This window comes from Kitasatospora brasiliensis (genome assembly GCF_032654805.1).
GTDB classification, from domain to species: Bacteria; Actinomycetota; Actinomycetes; order Streptomycetales; family Streptomycetaceae; genus Kitasatospora; species Kitasatospora brasiliensis.
This window is the reverse complement of record NZ_JAUOOW010000003.1, coordinates 1-13,647: the sequence shown is the minus strand read 5'-3', so window position 1 is coordinate 13,647 and position 13,647 is coordinate 1. Positions and strand designations below refer to the sequence as shown.

General features: G+C 75.1%; 13 protein-coding genes. 3 read left to right on the top strand and 10 right to left on the bottom strand.

All coding sequences use genetic code 11. The features are described 5' to 3' along the window. Positions 1-17 precede the first annotated feature (17 nt). The 3 genes from QWJ13_RS13020 to yczE all read right to left on the bottom strand — a co-directional run bounded on the left by QWJ13_RS13020 (position 18) and on the right by yczE (position 3,865). Positions 18-1,244, bottom strand: coding sequence for a glycosyltransferase family 4 protein (locus QWJ13_RS13020; protein WP_316524042.1), 1,227 nt, complete (start codon positions 1,242-1,244; stop codon positions 18-20). 178 nt (positions 1,245-1,422) lie between these two features. Then, the gene (recN, locus tag QWJ13_RS13015) at positions 1,423-3,156 is read right to left on the bottom strand and encodes a DNA repair protein RecN (RefSeq protein WP_316525141.1); all 1,734 of its coding nucleotides are present in this window, start codon (positions 3,154-3,156) and stop codon (positions 1,423-1,425) included. Positions 3,157-3,244: 88 nt separating this feature from the next. After that, positions 3,245-3,865, bottom strand: a complete 621-nt coding sequence (gene yczE, locus QWJ13_RS13010) for a membrane protein YczE (protein ID WP_316525139.1) — start codon at positions 3,863-3,865, stop codon at positions 3,245-3,247. 212 nt (positions 3,866-4,077) lie between these two features. On the opposite strand from yczE, the gene yczR reads away from it, so the two are divergent. Beyond that, a complete protein-coding gene (gene yczR / locus QWJ13_RS13005; RefSeq protein ID WP_316524041.1) occupies positions 4,078-5,577 on the top strand; it encodes a MocR-like transcription factor YczR in 1,500 nt (499 codons plus the stop codon). Between the two features lie 23 nt (positions 5,578-5,600). Here yczR and QWJ13_RS13000 read toward each other — a convergent pair whose 3' ends face one another. From QWJ13_RS13000 to QWJ13_RS12985, 4 genes are all read right to left on the bottom strand, one after another. Further along, positions 5,601-6,503 carry an NAD kinase gene (locus tag QWJ13_RS13000; protein WP_316524040.1) on the bottom strand — a complete coding sequence of 301 codons (903 nt, stop codon included), beginning with the start codon at positions 6,501-6,503 and terminating at the stop codon, positions 5,601-5,603. Positions 6,504-6,596: 93 nt separating this feature from the next. Next, entirely contained in the window at positions 6,597-7,403 is an 807-nt protein-coding gene (locus QWJ13_RS12995; protein WP_316524039.1) for a TlyA family RNA methyltransferase, read from the bottom strand. A gap of 36 nt (positions 7,404-7,439) precedes the next feature. Continuing rightward, on the bottom strand, positions 7,440-7,592 hold the full coding sequence (locus QWJ13_RS12990; RefSeq protein WP_316524038.1) for a hypothetical protein: 153 nt from the start codon (positions 7,590-7,592) through the stop codon (positions 7,440-7,442). 28 nt (positions 7,593-7,620) lie between these two features. After that, positions 7,621-8,442 (bottom strand): histone H1-like repetitive region-containing protein, encoded by an 822-nt coding sequence (locus tag QWJ13_RS12985; RefSeq protein ID WP_316524036.1) that lies wholly within the window; start codon positions 8,440-8,442, stop codon positions 7,621-7,623. 177 nt (positions 8,443-8,619) lie between these two features. On the opposite strand from QWJ13_RS12985, the gene QWJ13_RS12980 reads away from it, so the two are divergent. Continuing rightward, positions 8,620-8,967, top strand: coding sequence for an SCP2 sterol-binding domain-containing protein (locus QWJ13_RS12980; protein WP_316524035.1), 348 nt, complete (start codon positions 8,620-8,622; stop codon positions 8,965-8,967). Positions 8,968-9,122: 155 nt separating this feature from the next. Here QWJ13_RS12980 and QWJ13_RS12975 read toward each other — a convergent pair whose 3' ends face one another. Beyond that, the gene (locus QWJ13_RS12975) at positions 9,123-10,160 is read right to left on the bottom strand and encodes an HAD-IIA family hydrolase (protein ID WP_316524033.1); all 1,038 of its coding nucleotides are present in this window, start codon (positions 10,158-10,160) and stop codon (positions 9,123-9,125) included. A 123-nt stretch (positions 10,161-10,283) separates the two neighbouring features. Next, positions 10,284-10,916 carry a tetratricopeptide repeat protein gene (locus QWJ13_RS12970; RefSeq protein ID WP_316524031.1) on the bottom strand — a complete coding sequence of 211 codons (633 nt, stop codon included), beginning with the start codon at positions 10,914-10,916 and terminating at the stop codon, positions 10,284-10,286. A 93-nt stretch (positions 10,917-11,009) separates the two neighbouring features. On the opposite strand from QWJ13_RS12970, the gene QWJ13_RS12965 reads away from it, so the two are divergent. After that, positions 11,010-12,389, top strand: coding sequence for a DUF1015 family protein (locus QWJ13_RS12965; RefSeq protein ID WP_316524029.1), 1,380 nt, complete (start codon positions 11,010-11,012; stop codon positions 12,387-12,389). Positions 12,390-12,479: 90 nt separating this feature from the next. Here the strand turns inward: QWJ13_RS12965 and QWJ13_RS12960 are convergent, their stop codons facing one another. Next, positions 12,480-13,364 carry a tetratricopeptide repeat protein gene (locus QWJ13_RS12960; protein ID WP_316525137.1) on the bottom strand — a complete coding sequence of 295 codons (885 nt, stop codon included), beginning with the start codon at positions 13,362-13,364 and terminating at the stop codon, positions 12,480-12,482. Positions 13,365-13,647 lie beyond the last annotated feature (283 nt).

The window sequence follows — 13,647 nt, the reverse complement described above, 5'->3', positions numbered from 1 at the left end:
CGTCAGGAGGGGGCGCGCTACCCGCGCTGCACCAGCTCGTCGTAGGTGCTGAGCACCTGGGCGACGGTGGCGGCCTCGTCCGGCCAGGTCTCGGCCTGCTGCCGGCCGGCCGCCACCAGCCGCTCGCGCCGGGCCGGGTCGGCCAGCAGGGCGCGCACCTCGCGGCCGAGCGCGGCCGGGTCGCCGGGCGGGACCAGCACGGCGGCGTCGCCGACCAGTTCGGGGATGCCGCCGACGGCGGTGGCGACCACCGGCACACCGGCCCGCATCGCCTCCTGCACCACCAGCGAGCGGGCCTCCCAGCGGCTGGAGAGCACCACCAGGTCGGCGGCGGCCAGCAGGTCGGGCACGTCGGTGCGGTAGCCGAGCAGCCGCACCGGCAGCTTCTCGGCGGCCGCCCGCTCACGCAGCGCGCCCGCCTCCGGGCCGTCCCCGGCGAGCAGCACCAGCGGCTGCGGGTCCAGCGCGGACAGCTCCCGGGTGGCGTCCAGCAGCAGTCCGAAGGCCTTCTGCGGGACGAGCCGACCGACCGCCAGCACCAGCGGACGGTCCACACCGCTGTCACCCGCGCCAGCGCCAGCGCCGCCGTTGCCACCGCCGTCGCCGTCGCCGAGCAGTGCGGCGCGGGCCTCGGCGCGGCCGAGCCGGCCCTCGGGCATCGGCGGGGCGGCCACCGGGCCCAGCCGGGCGTCGGTGGCGCCCAGTTCGCGGGCCCGGGCGACCAGATCGGAGGAGGCGCCGAGGACCAGGTCGGCGGCGCGCGCCACCCGGCGCTCCATCAGCCGCTGCAGCCGGCGCTCCATGCCGGTGGCCAGCAGCGCGTGGTGCGAGGTGACCACCAGCGGGGTCTCCGGGCGCAGCCCGGGGAAGCGGCCCGCGGTGCGCAGCGCGAGGTCGGACAGCAGCCCGGCGCGCAACCCGTGGGCGTGCACCACGTCGGCGCCGGTGAAGGCCCGGCGCAGCTCGCCGATCGCGGCGGCGTCGCTGCGGGCGCCCGCGGTGGGGGTGATGTCGACGGTGTGGAACCTGGCGCCGGTACGGGAGAAGCCGAACAGCGCGTCCGTGCCGTCCGGCGCGCAGACCGTGACGGTCACCCCGTGCGCGACCAGGCCCTGGGCCAGGGAGCGCACGTGCGCACCGATGCCGCCGGTGCTGGCGGCCAGGACGAGTACCACGTGCAGCTGCCCCGGTTCGGGGACGGCCGCGGTGGCCCGGGCGGCGGAATGGTCCACGTCGTCTCGCATCCGACTCGATCAGGTTCGCGCGCCGCTTCGCGAGGATTGCCCGCCCGGCGGCGCTCGGGGCTGGGAAGCCAGTGTCCAGCCGCCACCATGCCAGGTCGGCGGCCCTCTTGGACAGTCGGCGCCGCCGGGGCGCGTCGCCGACATCCGAGGGGCCGCCGAGGCCGGCGGCGGGCGGCGGCTACCGGCGGCGCGGGGCCCGGGCGGCGGCCAGCAGTTCCTCGGCGTGGGCGCGGCCCAGCTCCGAGTCCTCCAGGCCGGCCAGCATCCGGGAGAGTTCGCGCACCCGCTCCTCGTCGTTCAGCACCTTGACGCCGCTGCGGGTCACCGTGCCGTCGTGGGTCTTCTCCACCACCAGGTGCCGGTCGGCGAACGCGGCGACCTGCGGGAGGTGGGTGACCACCACGACCTGGGCGGACTCGGCCAGCTTGGCGAGCCGGCGGCCGATCTCGACCGCGGCCTTGCCGCCGACGCCCGCGTCCACCTCGTCGAACAGATAGGTGGGGACGGGGTCGGCGCCGGCGAAGACCACCTCGACGGCGAGCATCACGCGGGACAGCTCACCGCCGGAGGCGCCCTTGGCGATCGGGCGGGGCTGGGCGCCCGGGTGCGGGGCGAGCAGCACCTCGACCTCGTCCACGCCGTGCGGGCCGTACGCGACGGTGCGCCCGTCGACCTCGATCCCGGCCAGGTCGTCGACCCGGCCGATCGAGAAGGTCACCCGGGCGTGCGGCATGGCCAGTTCGGCGAGCTCGGCGGAGACCGCCTCGGCGAACCGCCCGGCCGCGGTGTGGCGGGCCCGCGACACCTCGGCGGCGAGCTCGGCCAGTTCGGCCCGCAGCTCGGTCTCCCGGGCGCCGAGCTCGTCGATCCGGTCGTCGTCGCCGTCCAGCTCGGCGAGCCGGGCCGACCCGGCCTCGGCCCAGGCGAGCACCTCGGCGAGGGAGTTCTCCTCGCCGCCGTACTTGCGCAGCAGCTGGGACAGCACGGCCCGGCGGTCCTCGACGGCGGCCAGGCGCACCGGGTCGGCGTCCAGGTCGTCGGCGTAGCCGGCCAGGTCGCCGGCCACGTCGGCGAGCAGGTAGCCGACCTCGTTGAGGCGGTCGCCCAGGGCGGCGAGGCGCTCGTCGTGGTGGCGCACGGCGTCCAGGGCGCGGCGGGACTGGCCGAGCAGGGTGCCCGCGTCCAGCGCCTCCGGGTCGGCCGGGTCGCCGGCCAGGGCGGCGTGGGCGAGGGTCGCGGCTGAGGACAGCGCGTCGGCGTGGCCGAGCCGCTCGGCCTCGGCGGCCAGCTCCACGTCCTCGTCGGCCACCGGCTCGGCGGCGGCGATCTCGTCCAGGCCGAAGCGCAGCAGGTCGGCCTCCTGGGCGCGCTCGCGGGCCCGGGTGGTCAGCTCCTCCAGCGTCGCGGAGACCTCGCGCAGGGTGCGGTAGGTCTCCCGGTAGCGGGCCAGCGGCTCGGCCACCGAGGCGCCCGCGTACCGGTCCAGCGCGCCGCGCTGGCGGGCCGGGCGCAGCAGGCGCTGCTGATCGGTCTGGCCGTGCACGGCGATCAGGTCCTCGCCGAGTTCGGCGAGCAGTCCGACCGGCACGGAGCGGCCGCCGACGTGCGCCCGGGAGCGGCCCTCGGCGGACACCGTCCGGCTGATCAGCAGCGCGCCGTCGTCCAGTTCGGCCCCGGCCTCGATCGCGCGGGCCGCCGCCGGGGAGCCGACGGGCAGCTCCAGCCGGCCCTCCACGACGGCGCGCCCGGTGCCGTTGCGTACCAGTCCCGGGTCGGCTCGCCCGCCGAGCAGCAGGCCCAGGCTGGTCACGACCATGGTCTTGCCTGCGCCGGTCTCACCGGTCACGGCGGTGAAGCCGGGGGCGAGTTCGACCACCGCGTCGTCGATGACCCCAAGATCCCGTATCCGCATCTCGTCCAACACGGAGACGACCTTACGAGGTTCCGCCCCGGGCGCGCGACGAGCGGCAACGGCGCGCGGCAACTCCGTGCCCGGAAGTTCATTCCTTTCGGGAGTCCCCGGCGGCCACCGGCACGGTGCACCAGCGCAGGAAGAACTGCGCCATCGGGCCGATGGCCAGCGCGTACGCCACGGTGCCGACCCCGGCGGTGCCGCCGAGCAGCAGACCGGCGGTGAGGACCGTCACCTCGATGCCGGTGCGCAGCAGCCGCAGCGAGCGGCCGGTGCGCCGGTGCAGGCCGGTCATCAGGCCGTCGCGCGGGCCGGGGCCGAGCCGGGCGCCGATGTAGAGGCCGGTGGCCAGGCCGTTGAGGGCGATCGCCCCGACCGACAGCGCGATCCGGACGGGCAGGGCGGTGACGTCGCCGACCACCCGCAGGGTGAGGTCCATGGAGGCGCCGATCACCAGCACGTTGGCGACGGTGCCCAGGCCCGGGCGCTGGCGCAGCGGTATCCACAGCAGCAGGACGAGGGCGCCGCAGATCGTCACCCAGGCGCCGACCGACAGTCCGACGGTGCGCTGCAGGCCCTGGTGCAGGACGTCCCAGGGGTCGAGGCCGAGGCCGGAGCGGAGCATCAGCGCCATGCTCGCGCCGTACAGGGCGAGGCCGGCGAAGAGTTGCGGGATCCGGCGGCCCAGGGCGTGGGTGTCGCCGAACACCCGGACGGCGAGGCCGGGTCGAGCGGTGGCGGATGTCGGTTCGTCGGTGGCGGCTGGTCCCGGTGTGGTCGTGGTGGCCACGGCTGCTCCTGGGGTGGTGCTGCACCACCGGGGCTCCCGGTGGTGGCGGCCGACCCGGCCGCCCTGCCATGATGGCCAGGCCAAAGCGGCCCACTCCAGGGCCAATTCCGAGCAAGTGGACTGATTCGGCCATGGTCGACTGGCACACCACCGTCACCCCGCCCGCACTGGCGCGACTGCTCAGCACCGCCCGGCTCCCCGAGCCCGCCACCACCCGCCGCCCCGCGTACCGCACCCTGGCCGGGCAGATCCGGCTGCTGGTCACCGAGGGCCGGCTGCCGGTCGGCGCCCGGCTGCCCGCCGAACGCGAGCTGGCCACCGTCCTCTCGATGAGCCGCACCACCGTCGCCACCGCGTACGAGACCCTGCGCGGCGACGGCTACCTGCGCAGCCGACGCGGCGCGGGCAGCTGGACCGCCCTGCCCGAAGGCGCCCCGCCACCCGGCGAAGCCCTGCACCCCGTCCCGCCGGACGAACAGGGCCGCACCCTCGACCTCGGCGTCGCCGCCCCGCCCGCCCCGCAGCCCTGGGTCGGCCAGGCCGCCGCCCGGGCCGTCGAACAGCTGCCGTACTACGCCGCCGGGCACGGCCACTACCCCACCGGCGTCCCGGTGCTGCGCGAGGCCGTCGCCCGCCGCTTCACCGAGCGCGGACTGCCCACCACCCCCGACCAGATCCTGATCACCACCGGCGCCATGGGCGGCCTGCACCTGCTCCAGCGCGCGCTGGTCGGCCGCGGCGACCGGGTCGCCGTCGAGGCGCCCAGCTACGCCCACACCCTCCAGTCGCTGCGGCTCACCGGCGCGCGCCTGGTCCCGGTGCCGTACGCCTGGACGCCGCGGCCCGCCTGGGACCTCGACGAGTGGCGGCGGGTGCTGCGCGGCGCCGGACCCAAGATCGCCTACGTGATCCCGGACTTCCACAACCCGACCGGGGCGCTGATCGACGAAGAACAGCGCCGGGAGCTGCTGGCCGCAGCCCGGGCCGCCGGGAGCATCGTGCTGGCCGACGAGACCACCGCCGAGCTCGGCTGGGGCGTGCCGCCGTCCACCCCGCTGCCGCGGCCGACCGCGGCGCTGGACCGCGCCGCCCAGGTCGTCACCGTCGGCTCGGCGGGCAAGCTGCTCTGGGGCGGGCTGCGGATCGGCTGGGTGCGGGCCGCACCCGCGCTGGTGCGCCGGCTGGCCAGCGAGCGGGTCTACAGCGACGTCGGCACCCCGGTGCTGGACCAGCTGATCGCCACCGAGCTGCTGGGAGAGCCGCTGCCCGACGTCCGCGAGCACCAGCTGTCCCGGCTGCGGGCCGCCGCCCGGGCCTTCGCCACCGCGCTGCCCGAGCGGCTGCCCGAGTGGAGCTTCACGATGCCGCCCGGCGGCCTCTCCCTCTGGGTCTCCACCGACGGCCTGTCCGGCGCGGCGCTGGCCCGGGCCGGGGAGCGCGGCGGGGTCCGGATCGCCTCGGGCAACCGCTTCGGCTCGGACGGCGCCTTCGAGCACCACATCCGCATCCCGCTCACCGTGCCCGCCGCGACCGTCCCCGCCGCCGTCGAACGCCTCGCCGCACTGGCCGCGCAGGCGGCGTCCGGCGGGCGGCTCGAACCGGCCGACGAGGCCCAGCCGCTGGCGGTCTGACGGCCAGTCAGTGGCTGGACGCCCTAGTGATGGTCGGCCCGACCGCGCCAACCCGTCACCGGCAGCGCGAACTTGGCCACCAGCCGGTCGGTGAACGGCGCCCGGTGCAGTCTGGCCAACCGCACCGGCGTCCGGCCCCGACGGACCTCCACCCTCGCCCCGGCGGGCAGTTCGACCGAACGCCGCCCGTCGCACCAGAGCATCCCGTGCGGGGTCTTGGGCTGCACCTCGACCGCCAGCACCGACTCCGGCGACGTCACCAGCGGACGGGCGAACAGCGCGTGCGCGGAGATCGGCACCATCAACAGCGCCTCCACCTCCGGCCACACCACCGGCCCGCCACCGGAGAACGCGTACGCGGTGGAACCGGTCGGCGTCGCGCACACCACGCCGTCACAACCGAAGTTGGAGACCGGACGGCCGTCCACCTCGGTCACCACCTCCAGCATCCGCTCCCGGGACGCCTTCTCGATCGAAGCCTCGTTCAGCGCCCAGTCCTCGTGCACCACATCGCCGTTGGTGCGGACGATGACATCGATCGTCATCCGCTCCTCGACCTCGTAGTCGGCGTCCACCACCCGCTCGACCACCACCGCCAGGTCGTCCCGCTCGGCCTCCGCGAGGAAACCCACCCGGCCCAGGTTGATCCCGAGCATCGGCAGCCCGTGCGAGCGCGCCAGCTCCGCCCCGCGCAGCAGCGTCCCGTCCCCGCCGGCCACCAGGATCAACTCACAGCCGTCCGCCGCCCCGGGGCCCTCGGCCACCTTCTCGACGCCCTCCGGCAGATCCAGGTCCACCGCCTCGGCCTCCAGCAGTCTGATCCGGAGCCCCGCCTTCAGCAGCCCGTGCACCAGGGCCTCGACGCTGCGCAGCGCCGCCTCCCGGCCGGTGTGCGCGATCAGGAAGACCGTACGTTCTCCACTCATGCCGCTGCCCTCTCCCTAACGCCTGCCGGGTCGCCTTCGGCCCCGGTGCGGCCGCGCCATACAACATGACGGGCCGGACGCTCGCAAGGCACCCTACCGGGGCCCCTCCGCGACGGCCCGGTCCGCGTCCGCGGGGTCCAGCTGCGGAGCGTCCCGGCGCAGCCAGAGGAAGTACTCGACATTGCCGGACGGCCCCGGCAGGGGGCTCGCGGTGACCGCGCGCACGCCCAGCCCGAGTGCCCACGCCTGCCCGGCGACCTGGCGCACCATCTCGGCGCGCAGCTCCGGGCTGCGCACCACCCCGCCGCTGCCCAGGCGCTCCTTGCCGATCTCGAACTGGGGCTTGACCATCAGCACCAGGTCCGCGTCCGCGGCCGCGCAGGAGGCCAGGGCCGGGAGCACCAGGCCCAGCGAGATGAACGACAGGTCGCCCACCACCAAGTCCACCGGGGTGCCGCCGATCAGCTCCAGGGTCAGCTCTCGCACATTGGTGCGGTCCATCACGGTGACCCGCTCGTCGCTCTGCAACGACCACGCGAGCTGCCCGTAGCCGACGTCCACCGCCAGCACGTGCGCGGCCCCGGACCGCAGCAGCACGTCGGTGAAGCCGCCGGTGGAGGCGCCCGCGTCCAGCGCCCGGCGGCCCTCGACCACCAGGCCCTGCGGCACGAAGGCCGCGAACGCCCCGGCGAGCTTGTGGCCGCCGCGCGAGACGTAGTCGGGATCGTTCTCGTCCTTCGCCACCACGAGCGCCGCCGAGGTCTCCACCTGGGTGGCCGGCTTGGTCGCTGTGGTGCCGCCGACGGTCACCCGGCCGGCCGCGATCAACTCGGACGCGTGCTCACGCGACCGGGCCAGCTTGCGACGGACCAGTTCCGCGTCGAGTCGACGTCGTGCCACTGCCACTGGTGTTTCAGCTCCTACGGGTCCTACGGATCATTCCTGGTCGAGCGCGGCCAGCGTGTCGACGAGCCGCTGGTGAACATCTTCGTACACCGCGACGTGCGCCTCCGCCGGGACCCCGTCCAGCGCCTCCAGCCGGGCCAGCCCGGCATCCACTCCGGGGTGGCCGGTGAGGGTCGGCGCCACCCCCAGAGGCTCGGGCCGCCGGGGCGGTTCACTCGTCTCGGGCATCGGGCTTCTTCGTGCTGCTGGTCTTGCGGACGGTGGTCTTCCTGGCGGTGGCGCTCTTCGCGGCCGTCTTCTTCGCCGCCGTCTTCTTGGCGGCCGTCTTCTTCACCGTGGTCTTCTTCGCGGCGGTCCTCTTCGCCGCAGTCGTCTCCACCGCGCTCTTCTCGGCCGCGCCCGTCTTCGCGGTGCTCTTCTTCGCGGTGCTCTTCTTCGCCGCGGGCTTCCCGGCCGGCGCCGACCCGCTCTCGACGGCGGGCTCCTCACGCCGAACCGGGGAGGCCACGGACGCCGACGGGGCCGACGAGACGGGCGGAACCGGCGGATCGACCTCGACCGGCTCGTCCACCTCCACCCGCTCGGCGACTATCGGCTCACCCGTCGACCGCTCGTCCTCGAACTCCCAGCCGCGCCCGAACAGGTCGCCCGCCCGCGGCGCCGGCACCGGCCCCTCGGCCTCGTCCGACTCCGGCCCGAACGTCGCCGCCGGAGACTCCTCCTCGACCTCACGCAGCTTGGTCTCCAGGTACGCCAGCACCACGCCGACCTTGGTCACCTGGTCGCCGACCTTCTCGAAGACCTTCTCCGCCTCGCTGCGCGCCACACCGACCGCCAGGTCCACCCCGGCCCGCCCGGCGGTGACCGCCTCCCCGGCCAGGGTCTGCAAGGTCTCCACCGAGGGTGGGAACTGGCCGCCCAGGCGACGCTCGACCTCGGCGACGTCGACCCCGGCCTTCTCCAGGAGCGAGGCCGCCGTCCCGACGACCCGCTTGCCGACCTCCTCGACCACCCCGGTCGCGGTCTCCACCACTCCCCGAACCGTCCTCGACAGCATCCGGGTGCCTCCCAATCGCCTACGCGCGTCGCTCCGTCGCCCTCAGTACCCGAGCGTTTCCGGGCACCCCACGGACGACGCTACCGCCAAAACCATCCTGAGGTACCGTGGCCCGCAGTCAGGACCGTAGCGACCAGGGGAGGGAGCCGCCCCATGGCGAACGCCGAGGAGTGCCGGGAGGCACTGGAGCAGCTCAGCCGGAACATGGCGAAGTCCACCGGCGACGTCCGCAAGGCCGCGGCCCTCGACCGCTCCCTGAGCTGCCGGATCACCGACCTCGACCTGACCTTCACCGGGCAGCTGCGCGACGGCCGGATCCACGACGTCTCGGCCGCCCCCGGCGCGCCCACGACGAAGGCGGCGATCCGGCTCACCATGAGCAGTGACGATCTGGTCGCGCTGGTCGACGGACGGCTCAACTTCGCCTCCGCGTGGGCCGGCGGCCGAGTCAGGCTGGAGGCGGGCTTCCGCGACCTGCTGCGGCTACGCACCCTGCTCTGAAGCAGTCCCGCCGGACCCCGTACTACTTTGGACCCGGCACGGTTTTGGACCGGGCACGCTTTTAGGCTCGGCATGGTTTTGCACCCGACACGCTTTTAGGCTCGGCCCGTTTTTGGACCTGGCCCGTTTTTGGACCCGGTACCGTCGGCTGGCTCTCAGAACCCCAGCTCGGCCAGCGCCTTCCGCCCGTCCACCGGAGCGCCGCCCGCGTCCAGCACCGCCCACGCCGCCGCGCACAGCGCCCGCAGGCCGTCCCAGCGGTCCCCGGTCCCGGACAGCCCCAGCACGCCCGCCTCGACGCCGGCGACCCAGCCGCCGCACGCGAAGCCGCCGTCCGCGGCCGTCACCGCCGGGTGCGGGACGAGCAGTCCGCGCAGGTCGGCGGCGAGGTAGGTCGGCCGGTGCTCGACCGGGGCCGCCAGCAACAGCTCCGGGGTGGTCACCCCGGTGAAGACCAGCAGGCTGTCCACGCCCCCGTTGAACGCGCCCTCGATGTCGGTGTCCAGCCGGTCCCCGACCACCAGCGGCCGCTTGGCTCCGGTACGCAGCACGGTCTCCCGGTGCATCGGCGGCTGCGGCTTGCCCGCCACCTCCGGCTCCACACCGGTCGCCGCCCGTACCGCCGCGACCAGGGTGCCGTTGCCGGGCGCGATGCCACGGGCCCTCGGCACCGTCAGGTCCAGGTTGGACGCCACCCACGGCAGGCCGCTCTGCACCGCGTACGAGGCTTCCGCCAGGTCCGACCACCCCACCGAGGGATCGAAGCCCTGGACCACCGCGAGCGGCCCGTCGGCCAGCGAGCGGACCGCGACCAGCCCCAGCTCGGCCAGCGCCTCCTCCAGCCCGAGACCGCCCACGACCAACACCTTCGATCCGGCCGGCACCTTCTCGGCGATCAGCCGGGCGGCGGCCTGGGCCGAGTTGATCACGTCGGCCGGCTCGGCCGGGACGCCCAGCTCGGTCAGGTGCTCGGCCACCACACGCGGCGGGCGGGAGGCGTTGTTGGTCACGTAGGCGAGGCGCATCCCGGCCGTCCGGGCCGCGTCCAGCGCCTCCACCGCGTGCTCGATCGCGTGCGCGCCCGCGTAGACGACGCCGTCCAGGTCCAGCAGCGCGGTGTCGTACGCGTCGGTCAGCGGACGCTCGCTGCCGCCGGGGGCGGTCCGTCGCACGGGGGTGGCCGTCTGGGTCATGGCTGCGCTACCTCATTCACTGCGTCGTCATTCGCTGCGTCGTCGTGCCGCGCACGCACCGCGTCGTGCGTCACGGCGTTCGTCACCGGTCGGGTGCCGCGACCGGTCGGGCGCCGTCGCCGGTCAGGCGCCGCCGTCGGCTCCGGTGCCCTCCGACGGGCCTTCGGCCCGGTCCTCGGCGCCCGCCGGAGGTGCCAGGTACCCGGGTGCTCCCGGCAGCAGCGGACCGTACGCCCCGGCGCGGGCCGCCAGGGTCGCCCGGGTCTGCCGCAGCGCCTGCCGGTAGTGGTCGGCCTCCGGCCGCATCGCCACGGCCAGCGCCAGGTGCTCGGCGGAGGTCTCGAAGTCGCCCAGCCGGGCCGCCGCGACACCCCACCCGAACTGAGCGTAGTCGTCCGCCGGATCCGCCAGCGCCACGGCCCGGAAGTTCTCCAGCGCCGCCGCGTACGAACCCGCGTCGAACTGGGCCCGCGCCAGCGCCTCCCGGATGCTGCGCGAGTGCGGCTCGGCCTCCGACGCCCGGGCCAGCAGCTGCGCGGCGGCCCCGGGATGCCCCTGCGCCAGCAGCTGCGCTCCCCGGCGGAACCAGTCGTACACGTCCCCGACGGGCTCCCCGGAACGGCTCTGCCGGGGCACCCCGCCGACCACCGCGCCGTCCGCCGGAGCGTCACCCGACGCACCACCGAGGGCGCCGCCGACGGGTCCGCCCGAATCGGCCGGGCCGCCGCCGTCCACCCGTTCCTGCCCGTCCTCCATGACGTACCTCGCCCTCGGTCGCACACCCGTCCTCGCCGCTCAGCACGGGCATTCCGATCTCTCAACAACGCGTACCCGGTTACGATGCCCAGAATGAGCACACCCAGTGCAGAAAACGGAGTCGAGACTCCCGAGGGCGGCCCCGGCGATCCCGGGCACGTCGCCACCGCCGGCCTGTCCCTGTCCCCGTTCCGCGGCCTGCGCTACGTCCCTGACCGGGTCGGCGCCCTGGCCGCCGTGATGTCCCCGCCGTACGACGTCGTCGACCCGAACCGCCGGCTCGACCTGGAGACCGCCGACCCGCACAACGTGGTCCGGCTGATCCTGCCCAGGCCCGAGCCCGAGGACGCCGGCGACCGCCCCCACCGCCCCGACCGCGACACCCGCTACCGGCACGCCGCCCGGCTGCTGGCCGCCTGGCAGCGCGACGGCGTCCTCGCCGCCGACCCCCAGCCCGCGCTCTACGTCTACGAGCAGCGGGTACCGGCCACCGCCGACTCCCCCGAGGTGCTCCAGCGCGGCCTGATCGGCGCCCTCGCGGTGAGCGGGCGCGAGGGCGGCGTGGTGCTCCCACACGAGGACGTGATGCCGCGGCCGGTCGCCGACCGGGTCGGCCTGATGCGCACCACCCGGGCCAACCTGGAACCGCTACTGCTCACCTACCGGGGCAACGGCGGCGCCTCCGGCGTGATCGAGCGCACGGTCGAGCACGACCCGCTGCTCTCCACCGCGACCAGCGACGGCACCCACCACCGCCTGTGGGCGGTCACCGATCCGGCCGAGATCGCCGAGATCAGCCGCGACCTCGCCACCTGCCGGGCGCTGATCGCGGACGGCCACCACCGCTGGGAGATGTACCTTCGCCTCCAGCGCGAGCACCGCCACCTGCCGCGCAGCCCGTGGGACCGCGGCATGGTGCTCCTGGTGGACACGGCCCGCTACCCGCTGCGGGTCCGCGCCATCCACCGCGTGCTGTACCGGCTCCCGGTGGCCGAGGCACTGGACCGGCTCGGCGACCAGTGGAAGGTCAAGGAGGTCCCCGGCCCGCTGCCCGCCGCGCTCCAGGCACTCGCCGAACAGAAGCGGCACGGTGGCAACGGCTTCGTGCTGACCGGCGGCGACGGCGTCTACTGGCTGCTCGGCGAACCCGAGGAGTCCCTGCTCGACGCGACCGTGCCGCACGGCAGGCCCGAGGAGTGGCGGCACCTGGACGCCACCGTCCTGCACGCCACCCTGCTGGACCACACCTGGCACGTCCCCGACGGCCCGGACGACATCGGCTACCTGCACACCGCCGTGGCCGCCGAACAGGAGGCCGCGCGCACCGGCGGCACCGCCGTCCTGCTCCACCCGGTCCGGGAATCGGTGGTGCGCCGGCTCGCCGAGCAGGGCGTCACCATGCCGCGCAAGTCCACGTCGTTCGGACCGAAGCCGGCCACCGGGCTGGTGCTGCGCAACCTCGCGCTGGGCTGACCCGGCCACGGGCCCGAACGCCGTGAGGCCCTGCCGTTCCCGGTATTCCCGGGGAACGGCAGGGCCTCACGGCGTTGCCGAGGGGGGTGCTCAGCTCTTGTCGGCGTCAGCCTCGGCCTCGGCCTTGGTCTCGTCAGCCTTGGCGTCCTCCGCCTCGGTGCTCTCGGCACGCTCGGGGACCACGCCGTCGAAGTCCTCGTCGATCTCGAGGTCGTCCTCGTCGTAGTACTCCTCGACGTCCTCCTCGTCCTCGAAGATCACGCGGTCGTCGGCGTTGTCGCCGCCGGTGCGCTTCTTCGCCGGGGCGTCGGCGGACTCGGCCTCGTCCTCGGCCAGCTCCGGGTCGAGAGCGTCGGTGAACTCCACGCCGTCGATCTCGGCCAGCCGCTCGGAGGCGTTGGTGGTGCCATCGGTGTCGGCCTCGGCCGCCTTGGCGAACCAGTCACGGGCCTCGTCGGCCCGGCCGGCCGCGATCAGGGCCTCGGCGTAGGCGTACCGCAGGCGCGCGGTCCACGGGTGCACGGCGCTGGAAGCCAGCTCCGGGCTCTGCAGCGTGACCACGGCCGCGTCGTACTGCTCCATGTCGGTGCGGGCACCGGCCGCGACCAGGCGCATCTCGACCTGGCCGCCCTTGTCCAGCTGCTTCACCTCGGGCTCACCGGCCATCGCCAGCGCCCGCTCCGGACGGCCCAGACCGCGCTCGCAGTCGGCCATCACCGGCCACAGGTCCGCCCGGCCGGTCATCCGACGGGCGGCGCGGAACTCGGTCAGCGCCTCGGAGTAACGCTGGGTCATGTACGAGGCGAACCCGGCCGCCTCACGGACGGCCGCCACGCGGGAGGCCAGACGGAGCGCGACGCGCGAGTACTGGTAGGCCTCCTCCGGCTCGCTGTCGAGCAGGCGGGCGACCATCACCAGGTTGCGGGCGACATCGTCCGCAAGGGTCTTGGGCAGGCTCTTGAGCTCCTGGCGCACGTCCGCGTCCAGCTCGAAGCCGGTGACGTCCTCCGGGATCGGCAGCCGCTTGACGGGCTCGTAGTTGCCCCGGCGGTCGTCGTAGTCCCGGCGGCCGCGGTCGTCACGACGGTCGTCCCGGCGCTCGCCACCCCGGTAGCCGCCACCCTGGCGGTCGTCACGGCGGAAACCGCCACGGTCGCCACCGCGGTCGCCGCGGTCGCGGTTGAAGCCGCCGGCCGGACGGTCGTCGCGACGGAAACCACCACGGTCGCCACCGCGGTCGTCACGGTCGCGGCCGTAC

Coding starts and splice junctions, on each gene's coding strand:
- QWJ13_RS12970 (WP_316524031.1), bottom strand. CDS start 10,916: ATGGAGGACGGGCAGGAACGGGTGGACGGCGGCGGCCCGGCCGATTCG.
- QWJ13_RS12975 (WP_316524033.1), bottom strand. CDS start 10,160: ATGACCCAGACGGCCACCCCCGTGCGACGGACCGCCCCCGGCGGCAGC.
- QWJ13_RS12965 (WP_316524029.1), top strand. CDS start 11,010: ATGAGCACACCCAGTGCAGAAAACGGAGTCGAGACTCCCGAGGGCGGC.
- QWJ13_RS13000 (WP_316524040.1), bottom strand. CDS start 6,503: ATGAGTGGAGAACGTACGGTCTTCCTGATCGCGCACACCGGCCGGGAG.
- QWJ13_RS13020 (WP_316524042.1), bottom strand. CDS start 1,244: ATGCGAGACGACGTGGACCATTCCGCCGCCCGGGCCACCGCGGCCGTC.
- QWJ13_RS12980 (WP_316524035.1), top strand. CDS start 8,620: ATGGCGAACGCCGAGGAGTGCCGGGAGGCACTGGAGCAGCTCAGCCGG.
- yczR (WP_316524041.1), top strand. CDS start 4,078: ATGGTCGACTGGCACACCACCGTCACCCCGCCCGCACTGGCGCGACTG.
- recN (WP_316525141.1), bottom strand. CDS start 3,156: ATGCGGATACGGGATCTTGGGGTCATCGACGACGCGGTGGTCGAACTC.